The following is an 18,689-nucleotide window of genomic DNA, read 5'->3' as shown; positions in this document are numbered from 1 at the left end:
GCTGTGGCGACGAGCAACGGCTTTGACTGATGTGGAGGTCTTGCAGGCCTCTTTGGCAACCTGCAGTTTGAAACGAGCGTCATATCTGTTCATGTATCCCTCGGGGTTGGATCTGGCGTCCAACTCCCGGGGGTCACTTCAAGGATGGGTTTACGGCGTCCCCCGACCCCCCTACCCACCCGGCAAAGCCCATGAACCCAGCTTTCAGCGACCAACCCAACCCACCACGGAGGGGCTCCGCCGTTCGCCGACCCTCGCCGAAGGCGCGCCTCCCGCGCTGCAACATGCCCACGCGCAGACCTGCGCCATCATGGGCACCCCGCCCCCGCCAGGACCGCGCCATGCAGCAGTACCTGCTCCTGATCTACATCGAGCCTGCCCTGCTGCAGGCCCTGCCCATCGAAGAATTCAACGCGCTGATGCGCGACTGCCTGGCCCATGCCGACAAGCTGCAGGCCGAAGGCACGCTGCTGGCCGCGCAGAAGCTGCAGCCGGTCGACACCGCGCAGACCCTGCGCGTGCGTGATGGCCACAGCCGCGTACTGGATGGCCCCTTCGCCGAAACCCGCGAACTGCTGGCCGGCTTCAACCTGATCGTCGCCCGCGACCGCGACGAAGCCATGCGCATCGCCCGCGACTTTCCTTGGGCACGCTTCGGCAGCATCGAAGTGCGGCCGCTGGAAGACATGGACGCCGAGCGCGAACGCTGCGGCGCGCCGGCTGCGGCTGCGGCTGCGGCTACGGCAGCAGCCGTACCCTGATCTCGCGCGGGCCGATGCCTTCATTGCCGCTGTAGTCGCGCACGCTGGCGCGCACGATGTACTCGCCCGGCGGCAGCGCCGCCGGCTGCCAGCGCCCGGTTTCCATCAGGCCATCGCGCACGGTGTTGGTGGCCAGGTAGCGGAAGCGGGTCACCGCGCTGCCATGCACGGTGATGCCGCTGTCCGGTGCGTAGGCCACGCGCACCGCTTCCCGCTGCGGCGGCATGCGGTTGAACACGATGTTCCAGCGTGGCTGCTCGTAGCCCTGCAGCGGTTGGCCGCCCGCATCGAGAATCTGGTAACCCACCTGGTACATGCCCAGGCGCCGCCGCGGCAGGTTGTTGTCGACCTGGTCCCAGGCTTCGACCACGATCTGCACACCTCGTCCCTGGCGCGCCACCATCACCACGCCATCGCTGCCTGCGGCCATCGGCTGGTCGTTGTCGTCCAGCAACGCCACATCGGTGATGCGCGGTGCGAAGTGGTCGGCGTAGTTCTGGAAGCCCAGTGCCACGGCGTTGGTCTCGAAACCACCGGTGCCGACGGCCAGGTGCACATGCGCCTGGTTGTTGATGCTACCCAGGCGATCGCCGACGTGAATGCGCATGCCGCGCCGCACGCGCATCCGCTCCAGCTTGCCCTGCTCGTCGTACAGCGCCTGCCAGCGCGCATCGAACGGTTCATTGCGTGGGGTGCGGCCCACCCGCATGTGGATGTACTTGAGGCGATCCACGGCCAGGCCCTCAGCCTGCTCGCCCAAGCTCCAGGCCGCCATCGGGCTGCTGATCTTGCCATCGGCAATCGCCAGCACGGTCTGGCCCACATCACCGCGCACGTCGAAGCCCCCGTGCAGGTGATGGCGACTCTCGCCCTTGAAGTTGCCGCGCACTTCGCCGAGCGTGCCGACGACTTCGTGCCAGCCCTGCTGCGGCGCCAGCGGCCAACGGCCGCCGGTATCGGGCAGCGCGGCATCGGCGGCCGGGCCGGCCAGCGCCGGTGCGGGCAGTTCCCCCACCGGTAGCGGGCGCAGGCGGTGCAGGCGATAGGCCGTCGCGTCGGCCACCAGCACGCTGCCGTCGGCGTCCATCGCCAGGCCACTGGGGCGGGCCAGGCGTGGCAGTCGACCGTTGCCGACCAGCGCGATCTGATGGCCCTGCGGCGTCACCTGCACGATGCGGCCATCCATGTCGCCCACGTACAGCACGCCATCGTGGGTGGTGGCCAACGACAGCGGCCCATTGATCACGCCACCACCACCCACCACGGTGCTGACCGTGCCATCGGCACCGACGCGGCGCACCGCGTTGTTGAACAGGTCGGCCACCAGCAACGCGCCCTGCGCGTCGAAGGCCAGTGCCACCGGCGTATCGAAGCGCGCAGCGGCGCCCGTGCCATCGGCCAGGCCCGGCCGATCGCCACCGGCCAGTGTGCGCACGTTGCCATCGGTACCGATCACCCGGATGCGGTCATTGAAGGTATCGGCCACGTAGACCTGGCCCTGCGCATCCACTGCGATGCCCATCGGCGCATCGAAGCGCGCCTGCGCGGCAGGTCCATCAACGTGGCCCTGTTCACCACCGGCCAGCGTGGTCACCTGGCCGTCGGTGCCGATGCGGCGGATGGCATGGTTGCCGGTGTCGGCCACATACAGGTTGCCCTGCGCGTCGGCGGCAATGCCCGAAGGCGTGTTGAAACTGGCCTGCAGTGCCGGGCCATCAACGCGCCCCTCGCCCTGCCCGGCCACCGTTTCGACGCGGCCATCGGGCAGGCGGCGACGGATCCGGTTGTTATCACCGGCATCAGTGAAATAGACACTGCCATCGGCACTGCGCAGCAACGCATAGGGATCGGCGAAGCGTGCCTGCGCGGACGCGCCGTCGCGGTCACCGGGGTGGCCATCGCCGGCCAGCGGTTCGATCTGCGCGGTCCACGCCAACGGCGTTGGAGCCGGGCCCGCCGGTTCAGCCAGCGTATGCAGCGGTGTCTCCCACCAGGTCGCAGCCAATGCCACTACCGTCGCCAACGCTACGCCTGCCGCCATCCATTGCCACCGTGCCATCGTGCTGCGCTGCCTGCCTGCTGCCTGAAGAGGCACCGACAATAGACGCTGAACGCACGATCCGCCATGGCCAATCGTACGGCCAAACGCCAGAGTTCCATCCATCGCGCTTGTTCTCGCTGGCTGCAGCAGGTTCAATGCGGTTCCCACGGATGGAGATCCTCCATGCCCCGCATCCTCCCCCTTGCTGCCCTGCTGGCCGCCGCATTGGCCAGCACATCCGCCACCGCTTCGATCACGGTGGCGCCGCAGAAGCCGTCAATCACCGCCGATGTGATGCACATGGCCTATGCCACGCGCTGGGATGAGGCCATCCAGCAGTCACGCAGTGGCAACACGCTGGGCGCGCTGATCGCGATGGAACGGCTGATGGAAGATCCGATGCTGGATGACTTCGATGCCGAACATCGCGGCCGCGCCGCGCAGGTGGCCGGCTGGACCGCGATGGTGCAGAAGAAGCCGGACCAGGCCCGCCGCTACCTGCAGCGCGCACAGGAAGCACTGCCAGACGACGCGCAGATCCTGCTGACCCTGGTCTCGGTGGAACTGTCCGAGAACCAACCAGCGCCCGCCACGAAGCACCTGGTGCAGGCACTGAAGCATGCCGACGCGCCGTTGCCGGTGGACCACCACGCGATCAACTACCTGCAGTTCCGCCTGCGGGACCAGCCCCAGCAGCGCATGGAACTGCTGCAGGCGCTGTTCGACAACGGCTGGAAGAGCGGCGGCCTGGAACCCACCGGACTGTGGCTGGCACTGGCAACACTGCAGGCCGACAATGGCCGGGGCGACGACATCCCGGCCACGTTGGCGCGCATCACCGGCCCGGCCGAGATCATTCGCCTGCGCAGTGACAAGCGGTTTGATCGCTATGTCGACCGCGACGATGCCCGCTTCGACCCAGTGCAGGCTGCACAGAAGCACCTCGACGAACTGCGGGTTTCCGGCCTGCTCGACCGGGCGCTGGACGCACGCATGGCCGAGTTCAGCAGCACGCTGCTGATGCTGGACCGCAACGAGGAAGTGCTTGCGCTGACCGATGGCATGGCCGGTGTGGCGGCCGAAGGTGAGTCGCCCTCGGCGACGGAAGCCGAATGGGTGGCGTGGCTGCTCAACAGCCGGCTTATGGCGCTGCGCCGGTTGGGCCGTAACGATGATGCGCTGGCCACAGCCAGGCTGGCCGCACGCATCGGTGCGCTGGGCCCGGATGGTGCCGAGCACCAGTTCAACGTCGGCTTCTTGCTCAGTTCGCTGGGCCGCATGCAGGACGCTGCTGTCGCGGTGAATGACATGCCGGGCCTGGCCGGTTACGGCAAGGCGGCCCAGGCACTGCTGCAGTTCGTTGCCGCCCGTGAACGTGGCGATGCCAAGACCGAACAGGCCGCGCGCGCAGCCATCCTGGCCCAGGGCGATGACGCGCGCCTGTTCCAGCGCGAGATGCTGCTGGAGGAAGGCAATCTGGACGCGGCCGCTGCGGTGCTGATCGAACAGCTGCGCTCACCGGTTGAGCGCGGCGAGGCACTGGCCTCCCTGCAGGACATGCGCACCTATCCGTCGCTGCCCGGCGACGTGAAGATCGATGCCGCCTGGCGTGTGCTGAAGCAGCGTGCCGACGTGCAGGCCGAGGTGGCACGCGTCGGCCGCATCGAGCGCTACGACCTGGTCAGCACGTCCACCTCGCGCTGAGCCGATTTCCTGTGGAGCCGAGCGTGGGCTCGGCACTACACCTCCCGCCTAGCGGGCTGGCACTTCGGTGCGGATGCCCATTGCTTCGCGGTAGCGCGCGTACAGCGCCATCACCTTGTCCACATAGGCCAGGGTTTCGGCGTAGGGCGGCACGCCCTTGTAGCGGGTGACTGCACCGATGCCCGCGTTGTAGGCAGCCGCCGCCAACGGGCGATCGCCGTTGTAACGGCGCAGCAGCGCGCGCATGTAGCGCGCGCCGCCCTCGATCGACTGCTGCGGCGAAAACGGATCGCGCACGCCATATTCCTGTGCGGTCTCCGGCATCAACTGCATCACGCCCTGTGCGCCCTTGCTGGACACCGCCAGCGGATCGAAATTGCTTTCGGCATGGGCGATTGCGCGCAGCCAGGCATCGTCGACGCCCGTGGCCTTGGCCGCGGCCTTGAACTGCCTGGCGTGCTGCGCCAGCTGCGGCTTGCCCACCTTGCCCAGGCCTTCGTGGGCAGGCTCGCCCGGCGGCGTGGCCACGGTGAACTTCAGGAATACCCGCGAGCCGGGCAGGTTGCGGGTGGAGTAGACCAGCACGCCATCCTGCTCGCGCTCGTACAGTACGCCGCTGAACACGCCCATGTTGCCCCACAGGTTCGGGGTCTGGATGGCGTTGTCGTCGATTTCCTTCGGGCTACAGCGCGAACCCGGTTCCGGCGCGGTGGCCAGGCTGACGGTGTTGCCCTGCACACAGCGGTAGACGGTGCGTGCGGCGGCCAGCCCGGGCCACAGGCTGGGCAGCAGCAACAGCACAAGCAGGAGAGGGCGACGGGACATGGCGGCCGGATCATCCGGCCGCGCCCGCGAATGTTGGGTGAATGGGGGTCGGCAGGGCTGCGCCCCACACCTGCGCCGGCGCCCGCAGCGGTAGAGTCGACTGTCAGTCGACTATCGCGCGCAGCGCGGGGTTTTCCGGAAGCCCATGGAAGAGCAGTCGACTAACAGTCGACTCTACCGATTTCCGACGTTCTCGATTTCCGGCGTTGCCGAAACCCCGCATTCCCGGTCATTTCACCGTTCTGAGACGCACCCGGTACCCCACGCCCAGCAGCACGAACCACACCGGGCTGGCGATCAGCGCCTGGCGGGTGTCAGCCTGCAGGCTCAGCAGCACCAGCACCGCGGCGAAGAACACCAGGCAGGCCCAGCACATGGCGACGCCGCCGGGCATCTTGAAGATCGACGCAGCGTGGCGTTCCGGGTAGCGGCGGCGATAGGCCATGTAGGCCACCAGGATCAGCGACCACACGAAGATGAACAGCACCGTCGCCAGCGTGGTCACCAGGGTGAAAGCAGTCACCAGGTTCGGAATCAGGTAGATCAGCAGCGTGCCACCCAGCAGGCACAGGCACGAGAACAGCAGGCCACGGGCAGGCACGGCAGCGCGCGACAACTTCGACAGCCCCCGCGGTGCGTGGCCTTCCTCGGCAAGGCCGTACAGCATGCGACTGGTGGAGAAGATGCCGCTGTTGGCCGAGGACGTGGCCGAAGTCAGCACCACGAAGTTGATCAGGCTGGCGGCGGCAGGAATGCCGGCCAGCACGAACAGCTGCACGAACGGGCTCTTGTCCGGCACCACCTGGCGCCACGGGGTGACGGCCATGATCGCAATCAGCGCCAGCACGTAGAAGATGATGATGCGTACCGGAATCGAGTTGATCGCCTTGGGCAGGTTGCGCTCGGGGTCGGCGGTCTCGGCGGCGGTGGTGCCGACCAGCTCGATGCCGACGAAGGCGAACACCGCAATCTGGAAACCGGCGAAGAAGCCGACCAGGCCCATCGGGAACAGGCCGCCGTCATTCCACAGGTTCGACAGCGACGCGGTGTGGCCACTGGGCGAGGTGAAGCCCCATGCCACCAGCCCAGCGCCGGTGATGATCAGCGCGCAGATCGCCACGATCTTGATCAGCGCAAACCAGAACTCCATCTCGCCGAACAGCTTCACGGTCACCAGGTTCAGTGCCAGCAACAGCAGCACGCAGGCCAGCGCCGGTATCCACGCATCCAGCCCGGGGAACCAGAACTGCGCATAGGCGGCAATGGCGATCACATCGGCGATGGCGGTCACGATCCAGCAGAACCAGTATGTCCATCCACAGAAGAACCCGGCCCATGGGCCGAGCAGATCCGTGGAGAAATCGATGAAGGACTTGTACTGCAGATTCGACAGCAGCAGCTCGCCCATCGCGCGCATCACGAAGAACAGCATCGCGCCGATGATCAGGTAGACGAAGACGATGGAGGGTCCGGCCAGGCTGATGGTCTTGCCCGAGCCCATGAACAGGCCGGTGCCGATGGCACCGCCGATGGCGATCAGTTGCAGGTGGCGGTTGGAAAGGCTGCGGCGCAGGTGCTCGGGGGGCGTTGCGGGCTCGGTCATGGGCGCGGGCAAGAGGGCGGCGAAGCGTTCGACGGTAGTCCTCCAGCGCCCGGAGCGCCAGCATCGGACGGGTCAATCACGTCAAACTTGGCCGCTTTCATCACAATGTGACCGAATACCGGATTGATCCCATTCCGCCCGGCCCTGCGCCATGCTCAGATAGCCGTTCCTGCCCAAGGATCGGCCCGCCCATGTGCCCTGCCCTGCCCACCCCGCTGGAGCCCCGGCCATGAGCCGGCTGCGCGTGATCATCGGTGGCACCGCGCTGGCGATTCTGGCCGCGGCCGTGCCGATCGCGGTGATGGCCTATGCCACCTGGGACCGGGCCGTCAGTGTCGAGCAGCAGCGCCTGCGCGATATCGCCGGTCGTACCCTGCGCCGCGCCGACCAGTCCTACCGGGAAGCACTGGCGGCGCTGCAGTCGGCCGAGGCCGGCGCCCAGGACGCCTGCGGGCCGGACCATATCCGGCGCATGCAGACGCTGGTGATGACCTCGCCGTCGGTTGATCAGATGGGCTACTTCGAGGGTGGCAAGCTGCGCTGCACGTCGTGGGGGCCGTTTCTGTCCGACGTGAACCAGCCCAGGGCCGACCACGTCACCAGTGATGGCGCCGGCATTGCCGTGGATGTGCGCCCCGAGGCAAGCGGACGGCGCCAGGTGCTGTCGATCCTGTATGGCAACTACGACGTCCTGGTCGATCCGCGCCGGTTTGTCGATGTCATCGCCGACCCGAACGTGCGCCTTGCCCTGGCCAGCCCGGATGGCCGCCTCCTGGCCAGGCAGAGCGGCATGGATCCCGCGTTGCTGGAGACCCTGCTGCGTGCGCCCGAGGAAGGCCTGGACCACAACACCCTGTACGCCACCGCGCGCAATGAAGAGTGGCTGGCAATCGCAACCACGCCGCGTACCGCGCTGGCTGCAACCTTCCGCCAGCAGGCGTGGCTGTTCGTGCCGATCGGTGTTCTGCTGGCCGCTGCCGGTGCCGGCCTGGTGGTGTGGCTGTCGCGTCGCCGCCTGTCCCTGCGCGGCGAACTGGCCACGGCGATCCGCCGCCGCGAGCTGTACCTGCACTACCAGCCGATCATCGAGCTGGATACCGGCATCTGCGTCGGCGCCGAGGCCTTGGTGCGCTGGCAGCGCCCGGATGGCACGCAGGTACGGCCGGACCTGTTCATTCCGCTGGCCGAAGAGGCCGGCATGATCGGCGCGATCACCGATCTGGTGATTGAGAACGTCGTGCGCGACATGCGCGATCTGCTGGTCGCCGACCGCAGCGCACACATCGCGATCAACCTGGCCGCCGAAGACATCAGCAGCGGCCGTGCGCTGAAGATGATCTCCAAGCACATGACCGGCAGCGGCATCCTGCCGCAGCAGATCTGGATGGAAGCCACCGAGCGCGGCTTCCTCGATCTGGACCGCGCCCGCACGATGCTGGCGCAGGCACGCCGCGCCGGCCACAGCGTGGCCATCGATGATTTCGGAGTCGGCTTCTCCAGCCTGCAGTACCTGGAGCAGCTGCCGCTGGACGCGCTGAAGATCGACAAGTCGTTCATCGATGCGATCGACACCGAGAGCGCGACGAGCCCGGTGACGCCGCACATCATCGACATGGCCAAGGAGCTGGGCCTGTGGGTGGTGGCCGAGGGCGTGGAGACCGAGGCGCAGTTGGCATATCTGCATGCGCGCAAGGTCGAGTTCGCGCAGGGCTGGCTGTTCTCGCGGCCGCTGCCACGGGACGAGTTCGTGGTGTTCCACCACAAGCGGCAGCAGCGCTATGGCGCGGCGCGGGAGCACATGCAGAATCCGCGCAGCGTGCCGATCGAGCGTGAGGGCGCGGAGTAAGGCGGCGAACGGCGGAGCCCCTCGTGGTCGCGCCCGGTGAATCCATCAGTTGGGGCCGGGTGGATGGGGCGCGCAGGAGGCGCTGCGCTCGGTAGATCCACGCCATGCGTGGATGGCGGGGACCACGGTAGTGCGGGCCGCTGGCCGGCACCGCGCCATCACTGACTCGCCGCCTACGCCCAGGCCTTCGGCCGTGCCAGCAACCACGCCACGCTCACCGCCAGCAGCAGCAACGGCAGCCATCCCAACTGGTTCGGGCCGCCCGCCTGCAGCAGCACACCCCCTGCAACGCCACCGGCAGCAATGGCCAGGTTCCAGCCGGTCACCAGCATCGACTGCGCCAGATCTGCGGCGGCACCGGCACGCCGTGCCAATGCGGTCTGGAACAACGTAGGCACCGCGCCGAAGGCCACGCCCCACAGCATGGTCGCCAGCAGCAGCGCGGTCGCTTCGCCCGGCCACAGCAGCAGCGCGAGCACCGGCACGATGAAGCCGATCACGGCCGCCCACACCAGCGTGCGCAGGTGGCGATCCACACCCCAGCCAGCGATACCGATACCGGCAATGGCCGCCAGCCCGAAGGCCAGCAGCAGGCGGTCCAGCCACGGGCCGGCCCCCGCCTCCACCGCCAGCGGTTCGATGTAGGTGTAGAGCACGTTGTGTGCCAGCACGTACAGCACCATTACCGCCAGCGCGCTGCGCACGCCGGGCATGCGCCACACCGTCGCCAGCGAGGTGCGCCGGCCGGCTGCCGCCGCCGGCAGCGCGGGCAGCGCCCAGCGTGCGTAGGCAAGCAGCACCACGGCCAGCACGCTCATCAGGGCGAATGCCCAGCGCCAGCCGAGCTGCTGCCCCAGCAACGTGCCCGCCGGTACGCCCAGCGACAGCGCCAACGGCGATCCGACCATCGCCACCGCAATTGCCCGGCCCTGCAGCGAGGGCACCACCATGCGCGCCGCATAGCCGGCCACCAGCGACCACAACAGGCCACCACTCACCCCGGCCAGGAAACGTGCGGCCAGGATCAGTGGATAGCTGTTGCTCACTGCGGTCAGCGTATTGACCACCACGAAGCCGGCAATGGCGGCCAGCAACAAGGCGCGTCGCGGCAGGCGCTGGGTCAACGCAGTCATCGGCAATGCGGCCATCACCGAGCCCAGTGCGTACACGCTGACGAGCTGGCCCACCGCCGCATCGCTCACGCCCAGGCCTTCGCCCATCGGCCGCAGGACGCCCGCCGGCAGGGTCTCGGTCAGCAGGGTGATGAAACCGCCGCCGGCCAGCGCCAGCAGCCCCGCCCACGGCAGGCGCGTGGCTTCACCGGCCGGGCCAGCCGCATCGATGGCATGGCCGCTCATCGGGCGGCCTCCAGATCGGCGTAGACCGCATCACGCAGCTCATCGACGAAGGCGCCATCCATGCCTTCGTACAGGGTGTTGGTCAGCGCCACCACGCTGAGCCCACGCGCAGGATCGACAAACCAGCTGTGCCCGTAGGCGCCGCCCCAACGCCATGTGCCTGCGCTCTGCGGCGTACCGCTGGCGGCCGCATCGCGCAGCACCGCAAAGCCAAGGCCGAAGCCCCAGCCGGCCGGTTCCGGCGGCCCCTGTTCGCCCACCTGCGGGCTGGCCATCTCCGCTGCCAGTGCCGGCGGCAACAGGCCTGAACGCTGCACATCACGCAAGGCCTCCAGCACCGCCATCACTTCATCGGCGCTGCCGACCAGGCCTGCCCCGGCCGAAGGGAAACGGCTGGCATCGGTGGCGCGCGCGAGGCTGTACTCGATACCGACAGTACCCTCGAACGGAGCGACCACCTCGCCTTCGCGCAGGCGGTGCGGCTGCGGTGTGTCGCTCACATAGGGCGTGGCCAGCCGTGCCGCGTTGCGCGCAGCGAAGGCGGTGTCACGCAGGCCCAGGGGTGCGGCCAGCAAGCGCTCGAACAGTGCCTGCAGGGATTCACCGGTCGCTGCTTCAGCCACGGCACCGGCAACGTCCACGCCCAGCGAGTACAGCCAGTGGCTGCCCGGCGCGAACAGCAGCGGTGCCTGCGCGATGCGGCGCACGTTCTCGGCCAGCGAGAGCGGGTTCGCGTCCAGGCCATCGCTGACCCCGGCGCGCGCATAGGGGCCGTCCACATCGGCTTCGAGGAAGCGGTAGCCCAGCCCGCTGCTGTGGCTGAGCAGCTGGCGCAGGCTGATCGGCGGCGCAGTGCCATCGGCCAACGCCGGGCGGAAATCCGGCAGCCAGCGCTGTACCGATGTGTCCAGGTCGAGCACACCCTCGGCCACCAGGCGCAGGATCACCGTGCTCAGCAGCGGCTTGCTCACCGACGCCAGCCGGAACAGCTGGTCGCGCTGCATCGGCGTGACCGATTCACGATCGGCCAGCCCGGTCGCGCTGGCATGGCGCAGTACGCCGTGCTCGCGCACCAGCGCCACCGCGCCGACCAGGCGCTGCGGGTGGACCTGCTGCAGCAGCCGCTGCACCGAAGGCAGTGTCGGCGCAGGTTCGAAGGAAGGAGCGGCATTCATCGCGGTGATCCGTGGGGGAGAGGCCGCCACGTTAGGCAGCGGGTGGCCGCGCAAAAAGCCGGTTGCCGCTCCGGGCATCATGGACCGTGTAGTCCGCAGTCGGCATGATGGCCGGAACCGCAAGGCCGCAACGGTCTCACCGCAAGGCCGCAACGGTCTCCACGCCACCCCGCACCACAGTGTTGCGATGGCGGAGCCGCCCGCTACAGCCGCGCCGGCCTACCCTGCCGCTTTCATTGCCCGCACGCCCATGTCAGTCCTGGACAACCTCGCCAACCTGCAGACCTTCGTGCACGCGGCCGACACCCGCAGCTTCGTCGAGACCGGACGCCTGCAGGGTATTTCCGCCTCGGCAGCGGGCAAGTGCGTGGCACGGCTGGAGCACGCGCTGGGCGTACGGCTGTTCCATCGCAGCACGCGCAGCATCACCCTCACCGCCGAGGGCCAGCTGTTCCTGGCGCGCTGCCGGCGCATCCTGGACGAACGCGATGCCGCGCGCACCGAGCTGGCACAACCGCACGCCTCGCCCCGTGGCACCCTGCGCATCAGCCTGCCCCTGGTTGGCGACCTCACCCTGCCGTTGATGGCCGAGTTCATGGCGGCGTACCCGGATATCCGCCTGGACCTGGACTTCAGTGACCGCCTGGTTGATGTCATCGAGGAGGGCTTCGATGCGGTGTTGCGCGTCGGCGAACCCAGCGACTCACGCATGAACGCACGGCGCCTGGGTGTGTTCCCGCGCCGCGTCGTTGCCTCGCCGGGCTACCTGCAGCGCTGCGGCGTTCCGCGCACGCCGGCAGGCTTGATGCAGCACACGCTGCTGCACTATCGCTTCCCCACCACCGGCAAGCTGGAACCGTGGCCGATCCACTGGCCCGACGATGAAACGCCGCAGGAGCTTCCGGTGCACATGGTGGCCAACACCATCGAAGCGCGGGTAGCGCTCGCACTGCGCGATATCGGCCTGGCCTTCGTGCCGGTGCACTCGGTGCGCGATGCCCTGGCCGACGGCCGCCTGGTCACGGTGCTGGACGAACACGTGCATTCCTGCGGCACCTTCCATCTGCTGTGGCCGTCGGGCCGACACGTACTGCCGAAGCTGCGGGTGTTCATCGACTTCGTCGGCGACCGCCTGGGTACCGTGCCGTAGATCCACGCCATGCGTGGATGCGTCTCGCGGCGAAAGGAAGCCGAGCATCGGCTCGGCTCTACAGAACCGCCCGACCATCGGTAGCGCCGGGCCATGCCCGGCGGCCGCACACCTGACCATTCAGCCACTGCCGCTATACTGGCCGCTCATTCCTCCAAGAGGCTCGCGACCAATGCGCCATTGATGCCGCCGTCTTCCCACCAGACGGCCTGACTCTTCCCGCCCCCTGCGCGCAGGGGAGAACCCGGCATCCATGGAGGTCGCATGACCCCGCATTCCCTCACGCTCGATCGCGTGTCGTATCGATTGGCCGACGGCCGCCTGCTGTTTTCCGATCTGACGTTTTCCTTCGAACCGGTTGCTACCGGCCTGGTCGGTGCCAATGGCGCCGGCAAGAGTGTGCTGGCACGCCTGCTGGCTGGCCGGCTGCTGCCCGACAGCGGCCAGGTACGCGGCAGTGGCCGGGTGTTCCTGTTGCCGACGCCCGGTTATCCACCCGCCGGCACGGTTGGTGAGCTGGCCGGCGTCGGCGCGGAACTGGCCGCGTTGCAACGCATCGAGGCCGGCAGCGTGGATGAGGCCGACTTCGCCTGCATCGGCGACCGCTGGGATCTGCGCGAATGCCTGCAGCAGCAATGGCAGATGCTCGGGCTGCCCGATGACCTCGACCCCGCCCAGCCTGCCGCGCGTCTCAGCGGTGGCCAGGCGATGCAGGTGGCGCTGTCCGGTGCCTGGGCCAGCGGTGCCGATTGGCTGATCCTGGACGAACCCAGCAACCACCTCGATGCACGCCATCGCCAACAGCTGTACGAGCAGTTGCAGCAGTGGCGCGGCGGCCTGCTGGCGGTCAGTCATGATCGCGAGCTGCTTGGGCACATGCAGCAGATCGTCGAGCTCGATGGGCGCGGGCTGCATCGTTACGGCGGACCGTGGCAGCACTACGCCGATGCGCGCGCCGCCGAGCGCGAAGCTGCCGCCGCCCAGCTCGACCATGCGCGCGCCCAGCACCGGCAGCAGCAACGCAGCGCGCGCGAACAGCACGAACGGCAACAACAACGTCAGGCGCGTGGCAATCGCGACGCGAAGCAGGCCAACCAGGCCCCCATCCTGCTCGGCCGGCAGAAGCAGCGCGCCGAGGCCAGCCACGGCCGCGCGCAGCTGGTACAGGCCGAACGCCTGCAGGCCAGCGCAGAGCAGCTGCGCGCAGCGGCATCGGCGGTGCATGCGGCGCCGGAACTGGCGCTGTTTGCCGGTGCGGGCGAGCGTGGCAGCGCGCGTCTGCTGGAGGCCGAGGCGCTGGTGCTGCCACATGGCTGCAGCGCCCCGCTGCAGCTGGAGATCCGCCGGGGGCAGCGCATCGCCGTGGTCGGTGACAACGGCAGCGGCAAATCGACCCTGCTGCGTGTGTTGGCCGGCCAGCTGCCTGCATGCAGTGGCACCGTGCAACGGCATGCGCCCCTGGCCCTGCTCGACCAGCAGCTGCTGGGGCTGTCCGGCGAGCGCAGCATCCTCGACACCGTGCAGGCCGCCAACCCGCGCGCGGCCCCCGGCGAACTGCGCACACGGCTGGCCCTGCTCGGGCTGGACGCGCAGCGCATCCAGCGGCAAGCCAGCAGCCTCAGCGATGGCGAACGGGTGAAAGGCGCGCTGGCCAGCGTGCTGTATGCCGATCCCGCACCGCAGCTGTTGCTGCTGGACGAGCCGGGCAATGCGCTGGATCTGAGCGCATTGCAGGCGTTGGAAGAATTGCTTGCGGCGTGGCCGGGCGCACTGGTGATGGTCAGCCACGACCGGCACCTGCTGCAGGCATTGCGACCGACGCGGGTACTGCGAGTCACCGCCGACGCTTGGCAATGGCGCGACGCCTTGTAGATCCACGCCATGCGTGGGTTCGATTCTGTAGAGCCGAGCCCACGCTCGGCTGACGCATCACGCATGGCGTGGATCCACTGCAATTGCAGCCGAGCGTGGGCTCGGCTCTACAAGGCGGGCAAAGACCGGTTGAACCGCCATCCACGCATGGCGTGAATCTACTGGAGCCGTTCGCTCACCGCTTCCACACCGGGAACGCCTGCGGCAACTGCTGCCACAGCAACGGCCCCGCACGCAGTTCCTGATCGTTGAGCAGGCACGCGTCCAGCTCCGCTCGCACCGCGCGCTCATCCATGTGCACGCCGATCACCACCAGCTCCTGGCGGCGATCCCCCCACAACGGATGCCACAGGCGCTGCATCGCCGAATGCGCGGCCGCATCCGGGAAGTCCTCCGGCCCCGGCAACGGTGCGCTCCAGCAATCGGCCTGCTGCCGTGCCCAGCCGAGGTCGCTGTACGGCAGCGGCGTGGGCGGCAGCAATGGCGCGGTGTCCTCCAGCCCAGCGCGCACGCGATCACGCGCGGCGTACCAGAACCCCGCCGCCTGCGTGCGCGTTGCTGCGCCCACGGTGTTCAGTTCGCCCACCCAGTCCATGCGGTTGGCCAGCCAGAACCAGCCCTTGCTGCGGATCACGCCAGGCATGCCCGACTGCAGCGCGCGGGCGAAGCGGGCGGGATGGAACGGTCGCCGCGAGCGGTAGACGAAGCTGCCGATGCCGTACTCTTCGGTCTCCGGCGTATGCTCGCCACGCAGTTCCTTCACCCAGCCCGGCGCACGTTGCGCACGCTCGTAGTCGAAGCGGCCAGTGTCCAGCAGCTCGGCCAGTGGCACGTCACCGAAGCGGGACAGCAGCAGCTTCGCGTCGCGGTTCAGGCCGCGCAGCACGGCCAGCGTGTCCTGCAGCAAGTCATCTTCCGTCTGATCGACCTTGCTGACCACGATCACATCGGCGAATTCGACCTGCTCGCACAACAGGTCGACCACGCCGCGATCGTCGTCCGGCCCGGCCTGCTGGCCACGCTCGGCCAGGCGCAGCGTCGAGCCGAAGTCGGCGAGGAACGCGCTGCCATCCACCACCGTCACCATCGTGTCCAGTCGCGCGACGTCACTCAGGCTGAAGCCATGCTCGTCGCGTACGGCGAAGGTGGCTGCCACCGGCATCGGCTCGCCGATGCCGGTCGACTCGATCAGCAGGTAGTCGTAGCGGCCGGCGTCGGCCAGGCGCCGCACTTCCTGCAGCAGGTCATCGCGCAGCGTGCAGCAGATGCAGCCATTGCTGAATTCCACCAGCGTCTCCTCGGTGCGGCGCAGTTCGGCCCCACCCTCGCGCACCAGCTGCGCGTCGATGTTGACCTCGCTCATGTCGTTGACGATGACCGCCACACGCAGGCCCGCGCGGTTGCGCAGGATCTGGTTGAGCAGGGTGGTCTTGCCGGCCCCCAGGAAGCCGGACAGCACGGTGACCGGAAGGCGACGGTCGGCGCGGGAAACAGTGTTCATGTCGGAGCGGGTTGGCTGCGGAACGGAAATGTTACTGTATAACATCTGTCGCGCAAGGAGCCTCCCCCGATGAAGTCGCCGTCTGCCGCCCTGCTCGATGCCGGCGCTGTCGCCCTGTCCAGCCTGTGCCTGCTGCACTGCCTGGCGCTGCCGCTGCTGGCCGCCGCGTTGCCGCTGTTCGGCGCGTGGGCCGAGGCGGAATGGGTGCACTTGCTGTTCGTAGCCATCGCCCTGCCGCTGACCGGCTACGCGCTGTGGCGGGCCGAGCGTCGCCGTCGCCTCCCCGTGCTGGCCTGGGCCACCGCCGGCGCCGGGCTCGGCCTGCTGCTGGCCGGCGCGCTTGCGCTGCCCTCGCACGACTGGGAAACACCGATGACGGTCACCGGCAGCCTGCTGCTGGCCGCCACGCACATCTGGAACGCGCGGCACCGCCACGGGGGGTAGAGTCGACTGTTAGTCGACTATCGCGCGAAGCGCGGGGTCTTTCGTTGGTTGTACGAAGAGCAGTCGACTGACAGTCGACTCTACCGCCCCTCGGCCTATTTGCCGTAGCGGCGCAGCAGCTCGACCAGCACCTCGGCCTCGGCCGCCCGCTGCTGCGGGTCTTCGGCGCCCACCACGTGTTCCTGCAGGTGCTCGTGCAGCAGCTCCATCAGCAGGCTGTGGGCGGCACCGCGCACGGCGGCGACCTGCACCAGCACGTCCGGGCAGTCGCCGGCTTTACCCTCGGGCTGGTCCAGCGCCTGCTCCAACGCCGCCACCTGGCCCGCGATGCGGCGCACCCGGGTCAGCAGCTGCTTACGATTTTTGTGTACGTGCGCCATGGCGGGATCATATACCCTATGGGGGTATCCACTCCAGCTCCCGCCCCCATGCACTTGGACGCCCTCGCCGCCGCCCGTCGCCACGAACACCGCTTCGACGACGGCAACCCGCTGGCCGAACGCAATACCCGCCGCGCCCTGTGGCTCACCGTCAGCATGATGGTCGTGGAGATCGTCGGCGGCTGGTGGTTCAACTCCATGGCCGTGCTCGCCGACGGCTGGCACATGAGTTCGCACGCGCTGGCGCTGGGCCTGGCGGTGTTTGCGTACCGCTGCGCGCGCCGCTACGCGCACGACCCGCGCTTCGCCTTCGGCACCTGGAAGATCGAGATCCTGGCCGGCTACACCAGCGCCATCGCCCTGCTCGGCGTCGCCGCGCTGATGGCCGTGCAGTCACTGCAGCAACTGTGGGCACCGGCGCCGATTCACTACAACGAAGCCATCGCCATCGCTGCGGTAGGCCTGGGCGTGAACCTGCTCTGCGCATGGTGGCTGCACGACGGCCCGGGCCACGCGCATCACCACCACGGGCATGACCATGGCCATCATCACGGGCATGACCACGAACACCACGATCACGGCCATGCGCACGGTCACGACCTCAATCTGCGCTCGGCCTACGTGCACGTGCTGGCCGACGCCGCCACCTCGGTGCTGGCCATCGTCGCCCTGCTCGGCGGCAAGCTGCTGGGCCTGACCTGGCTGGACCCGGTGATGGGGCTGGTCGGCGCCGTGCTGGTCACGGTGTGGGCGGTGGGCCTGCTACGCGACAGCGGCCGCATCCTGCTCGACGCGCAGATGGACGCACCGGTGGTGGCCGAAGTTCGCGAAGTGATCGAACAGGGCCCCTGGCCGGCGCGCCTGGCCGACCTGCACGTCTGGCAGGTCGGTCGCGGCAAGTACGCGGTCAGCGCCAGCGTGGTTACCAGCGACGCCCGTCTGGATGCCGATACCGTGCGCAACGCACTGGCGATCCATGAGGAGCTGGTGCATGTGACGGTGGAGATCCACCGTAGCTGATCCTGCGCGACTGCGGTCGAATCTGTAGAGCCGAGCCCATGCTCGGCTTGCCGTTGCCTTTGCAGCGCCGAGCCATGCTCGGCTGTCGCAGGCCATCAGCCGAGCACGGGCTCGGCTCTACAGTCAGAGCTTCAGCATCATCCGCAGCAGGTACATCAGCAGCGGCAGCGCACTCAGCACCGCACCACCGATGCCGATCCATGGCCAGCGCTCGCCGCGCACGCGCGACGCCACCGCCAGACCGCCGCCCACCAGTGCCGCACCCAGCACGCCCACGCCCAGCCCGGCCGCCATGCCATTGCCGCCTGCGGCCACCGCCGCCTGCGCAGCCAACGTGCCGGCGCCCCAACCCACAGCGATCCCCAGCCAACTGGCCACGCCGCACCACGGTGCCTTGCCCTGCGCCATCCGAAAACCCCTGTGTCCTTGCCGAATTTCTGTACGGGCCACGCCCGCATGCTGCCTACACTAGCCGCACCTGCCTTGTAGGGACATCCCATGCGCACGCTCCGCCTGCTGCTGCCCGGTGCCCTCCTGCTGCTCACCGCCTGCAGTGGCGACGCCGGGCTTCCTTTCAGCGCCGACCCGTTGCAGGGCTGCTTCGCCACCGGCGCGCGCAAACCGGCCGATTTCCGCATCGACAAGGAAGGCGGCCAGTACTTCATCTCCTTCAGCCGCGGCGACCAGTGGCAGCGCGAGCCCAATGCCCTGCACAAGGCCACCCGCAGCGAGATCAGCCGCTACTTCCGCGATGACGCCGAGCAGATCGACAGCGCGTTGATCCGCATGGCCGGTGGCTTCGGCATCTTCCACTTCAACAAGGACGCGACATTGAAGGGCAAGGCCAGTGATAGTGACTACATGGCGCTGATGCTGATCGGTGCTGGGCCGGTGTATGCGGTGAAGTGCGATTGAGCGATGGATCAACATTCAAACTAGTAAGAAAAGTTTGAAATCTGGTCAATTACGGTGCGGGTCACAATCTGAAAACTGAACATTGTTGAGCCTA

At 68.3% G+C, this 18,689-nt stretch carries 17 protein-coding genes; 8 read left to right on the top strand and 9 right to left on the bottom strand.

All coding sequences use genetic code 11. The annotated features are described in order from the left end of the window. Nucleotides 1–93: transposase (locus tag AC5P6A_RS19635; RefSeq protein WP_332328542.1), on the bottom strand; the 93-nt coding region annotated here is incomplete at its 3' end. A gap of 248 nt (nt 94–341) precedes the next feature. Between AC5P6A_RS19635 and AC5P6A_RS19630 the strand changes: the two genes are divergently transcribed. Next, nucleotides 342–761 (top strand): YciI family protein, encoded by a 420-nt coding sequence (locus AC5P6A_RS19630; protein ID WP_155028886.1) that lies wholly within the window; start codon nt 342–344, stop codon nt 759–761. On the opposite strand, the gene AC5P6A_RS19625 is transcribed toward AC5P6A_RS19630, so the two are convergent. Beyond that, complete coding sequence (locus tag AC5P6A_RS19625; protein ID WP_346714953.1) at nt 739–2,820, bottom strand: NHL repeat-containing protein; 2,082 nt, start codon at nt 2,818–2,820, stop codon at nt 739–741. The two genes, AC5P6A_RS19630 and AC5P6A_RS19625, sit on opposite strands and share 23 nt — an antisense overlap. A gap of 165 nt (nt 2,821–2,985) precedes the next feature. On the opposite strand from AC5P6A_RS19625, the gene AC5P6A_RS19620 reads away from it, so the two are divergent. Next, nucleotides 2,986–4,506, top strand: coding sequence for a tetratricopeptide repeat protein (locus AC5P6A_RS19620; RefSeq protein ID WP_346714954.1), 1,521 nt, complete (start codon nt 2,986–2,988; stop codon nt 4,504–4,506). A 48-nt stretch (nt 4,507–4,554) separates the two neighbouring features. Here the strand turns inward: AC5P6A_RS19620 and AC5P6A_RS19615 are convergent, their stop codons facing one another. Further along, on the bottom strand, nt 4,555–5,331 hold the full coding sequence (locus tag AC5P6A_RS19615) for a lytic transglycosylase domain-containing protein (protein ID WP_019660891.1): 777 nt from the start codon (nt 5,329–5,331) through the stop codon (nt 4,555–4,557). A 229-nt stretch (nt 5,332–5,560) separates the two neighbouring features. Continuing rightward, entirely contained in the window at nt 5,561–6,934 is a 1,374-nt protein-coding gene (gene cycA, locus AC5P6A_RS19610) for a D-serine/D-alanine/glycine transporter (RefSeq protein WP_021204435.1), read from the bottom strand. A 229-nt stretch (nt 6,935–7,163) separates the two neighbouring features. On the opposite strand from cycA, the gene AC5P6A_RS19605 reads away from it, so the two are divergent. Continuing rightward, nucleotides 7,164–8,780, top strand: a complete 1,617-nt coding sequence (locus tag AC5P6A_RS19605; protein ID WP_164144203.1) for an EAL domain-containing protein — start codon at nt 7,164–7,166, stop codon at nt 8,778–8,780. A gap of 173 nt (nt 8,781–8,953) precedes the next feature. Here the strand turns inward: AC5P6A_RS19605 and AC5P6A_RS19600 are convergent, their stop codons facing one another. Continuing rightward, nucleotides 8,954–10,138 carry an MFS transporter gene (locus tag AC5P6A_RS19600; RefSeq protein WP_171953354.1) on the bottom strand — a complete coding sequence of 395 codons (1,185 nt, stop codon included), beginning with the start codon at nt 10,136–10,138 and terminating at the stop codon, nt 8,954–8,956. Beyond that, the gene (locus AC5P6A_RS19595) at nt 10,135–11,313 is read right to left on the bottom strand and encodes a serine hydrolase domain-containing protein (RefSeq protein ID WP_134734989.1); all 1,179 of its coding nucleotides are present in this window, start codon (nt 11,311–11,313) and stop codon (nt 10,135–10,137) included. The genes AC5P6A_RS19600 and AC5P6A_RS19595 overlap by 4 nt, the downstream gene beginning before the upstream one ends. 250 nt (nt 11,314–11,563) lie before the next feature. Between AC5P6A_RS19595 and AC5P6A_RS19590 the strand changes: the two genes are divergently transcribed. Continuing rightward, complete coding sequence (locus AC5P6A_RS19590) at nt 11,564–12,463, top strand: LysR family transcriptional regulator (RefSeq protein ID WP_058980865.1); 900 nt, start codon at nt 11,564–11,566, stop codon at nt 12,461–12,463. A 264-nt stretch (nt 12,464–12,727) separates the two neighbouring features. Beyond that, on the top strand, nt 12,728–14,335 hold the full coding sequence (locus AC5P6A_RS19585; RefSeq protein ID WP_346714955.1) for an ATP-binding cassette domain-containing protein: 1,608 nt from the start codon (nt 12,728–12,730) through the stop codon (nt 14,333–14,335). Nucleotides 14,336–14,510: 175 nt separating this feature from the next. On the opposite strand, the gene AC5P6A_RS19580 is transcribed toward AC5P6A_RS19585, so the two are convergent. Beyond that, a complete protein-coding gene (locus AC5P6A_RS19580; RefSeq protein ID WP_058980869.1) occupies nt 14,511–15,836 on the bottom strand; it encodes a GTP-binding protein in 1,326 nt (441 codons plus the stop codon). A 69-nt stretch (nt 15,837–15,905) separates the two neighbouring features. Between AC5P6A_RS19580 and AC5P6A_RS19575 the strand changes: the two genes are divergently transcribed. Further along, on the top strand, nt 15,906–16,280 hold the full coding sequence (locus tag AC5P6A_RS19575; protein WP_021204442.1) for a MerC domain-containing protein: 375 nt from the start codon (nt 15,906–15,908) through the stop codon (nt 16,278–16,280). A 95-nt stretch (nt 16,281–16,375) separates the two neighbouring features. Here AC5P6A_RS19575 and AC5P6A_RS19570 read toward each other — a convergent pair whose 3' ends face one another. Then, nucleotides 16,376–16,660: a metal/formaldehyde-sensitive transcriptional repressor gene (locus AC5P6A_RS19570; RefSeq protein WP_346714957.1), complete on the bottom strand. Its 285-nt coding sequence runs from the start codon at nt 16,658–16,660 to the stop codon at nt 16,376–16,378. 48 nt (nt 16,661–16,708) lie between these two features. On the opposite strand from AC5P6A_RS19570, the gene dmeF reads away from it, so the two are divergent. After that, nucleotides 16,709–17,680, top strand: coding sequence for a CDF family Co(II)/Ni(II) efflux transporter DmeF (dmeF, locus tag AC5P6A_RS19565; protein WP_495222367.1), 972 nt, complete (start codon nt 16,709–16,711; stop codon nt 17,678–17,680). A gap of 123 nt (nt 17,681–17,803) precedes the next feature. On the opposite strand, the gene AC5P6A_RS19560 is transcribed toward dmeF, so the two are convergent. Further along, the gene (locus tag AC5P6A_RS19560) at nt 17,804–18,088 is read right to left on the bottom strand and encodes a hypothetical protein (RefSeq protein ID WP_049454421.1); all 285 of its coding nucleotides are present in this window, start codon (nt 18,086–18,088) and stop codon (nt 17,804–17,806) included. A 90-nt stretch (nt 18,089–18,178) separates the two neighbouring features. On the opposite strand from AC5P6A_RS19560, the gene AC5P6A_RS19555 reads away from it, so the two are divergent. Further along, nucleotides 18,179–18,595 (top strand): hypothetical protein, encoded by a 417-nt coding sequence (locus AC5P6A_RS19555; protein ID WP_346714959.1) that lies wholly within the window; start codon nt 18,179–18,181, stop codon nt 18,593–18,595. The last annotated feature ends 94 nt before the right edge of the window (nt 18,596–18,689 follow it).

The sequence above is a fragment of the Stenotrophomonas sp. YJH_SMC_20 genome (assembly GCF_059367845.1).
Note: the sequence above shows the minus strand (reverse complement) of the source record. Positions and strands in the feature narration are given on the sequence as shown.

Bases quoted from the DNA above. Each gene is read 5' to 3' on its own strand.
- AC5P6A_RS19630 (WP_155028886.1), top strand. From the start codon at position 342: ATGCAGCAGTACCTGCTCCTGATCTACATCGAGCCTGCCCTGCTGCAG.
- AC5P6A_RS19625 (WP_346714953.1), bottom strand. From the start codon at position 2,820: ATGGCACGGTGGCAATGGATGGCGGCAGGCGTAGCGTTGGCGACGGTA.
- AC5P6A_RS19620 (WP_346714954.1), top strand. From the start codon at position 2,986: ATGCCCCGCATCCTCCCCCTTGCTGCCCTGCTGGCCGCCGCATTGGCC.
- AC5P6A_RS19615 (WP_019660891.1), bottom strand. From the start codon at position 5,331: ATGTCCCGTCGCCCTCTCCTGCTTGTGCTGTTGCTGCTGCCCAGCCTG.
- cycA (WP_021204435.1), bottom strand. From the start codon at position 6,934: ATGACCGAGCCCGCAACGCCCCCCGAGCACCTGCGCCGCAGCCTTTCC.
- AC5P6A_RS19605 (WP_164144203.1), top strand. From the start codon at position 7,164: ATGAGCCGGCTGCGCGTGATCATCGGTGGCACCGCGCTGGCGATTCTG.
- AC5P6A_RS19600 (WP_171953354.1), bottom strand. From the start codon at position 10,138: ATGAGCGGCCATGCCATCGATGCGGCTGGCCCGGCCGGTGAAGCCACG.
- AC5P6A_RS19595 (WP_134734989.1), bottom strand. From the start codon at position 11,313: ATGAATGCCGCTCCTTCCTTCGAACCTGCGCCGACACTGCCTTCGGTG.
- AC5P6A_RS19590 (WP_058980865.1), top strand. From the start codon at position 11,564: ATGTCAGTCCTGGACAACCTCGCCAACCTGCAGACCTTCGTGCACGCG.
- AC5P6A_RS19585 (WP_346714955.1), top strand. From the start codon at position 12,728: ATGACCCCGCATTCCCTCACGCTCGATCGCGTGTCGTATCGATTGGCC.
- AC5P6A_RS19580 (WP_058980869.1), bottom strand. From the start codon at position 15,836: ATGAACACTGTTTCCCGCGCCGACCGTCGCCTTCCGGTCACCGTGCTG.
- AC5P6A_RS19575 (WP_021204442.1), top strand. From the start codon at position 15,906: ATGAAGTCGCCGTCTGCCGCCCTGCTCGATGCCGGCGCTGTCGCCCTG.
- AC5P6A_RS19570 (WP_346714957.1), bottom strand. From the start codon at position 16,660: ATGGCGCACGTACACAAAAATCGTAAGCAGCTGCTGACCCGGGTGCGC.
- dmeF (WP_495222367.1), top strand. From the start codon at position 16,709: ATGCACTTGGACGCCCTCGCCGCCGCCCGTCGCCACGAACACCGCTTC.
- AC5P6A_RS19560 (WP_049454421.1), bottom strand. From the start codon at position 18,088: ATGGCGCAGGGCAAGGCACCGTGGTGCGGCGTGGCCAGTTGGCTGGGG.
- AC5P6A_RS19555 (WP_346714959.1), top strand. From the start codon at position 18,179: ATGCGCACGCTCCGCCTGCTGCTGCCCGGTGCCCTCCTGCTGCTCACC.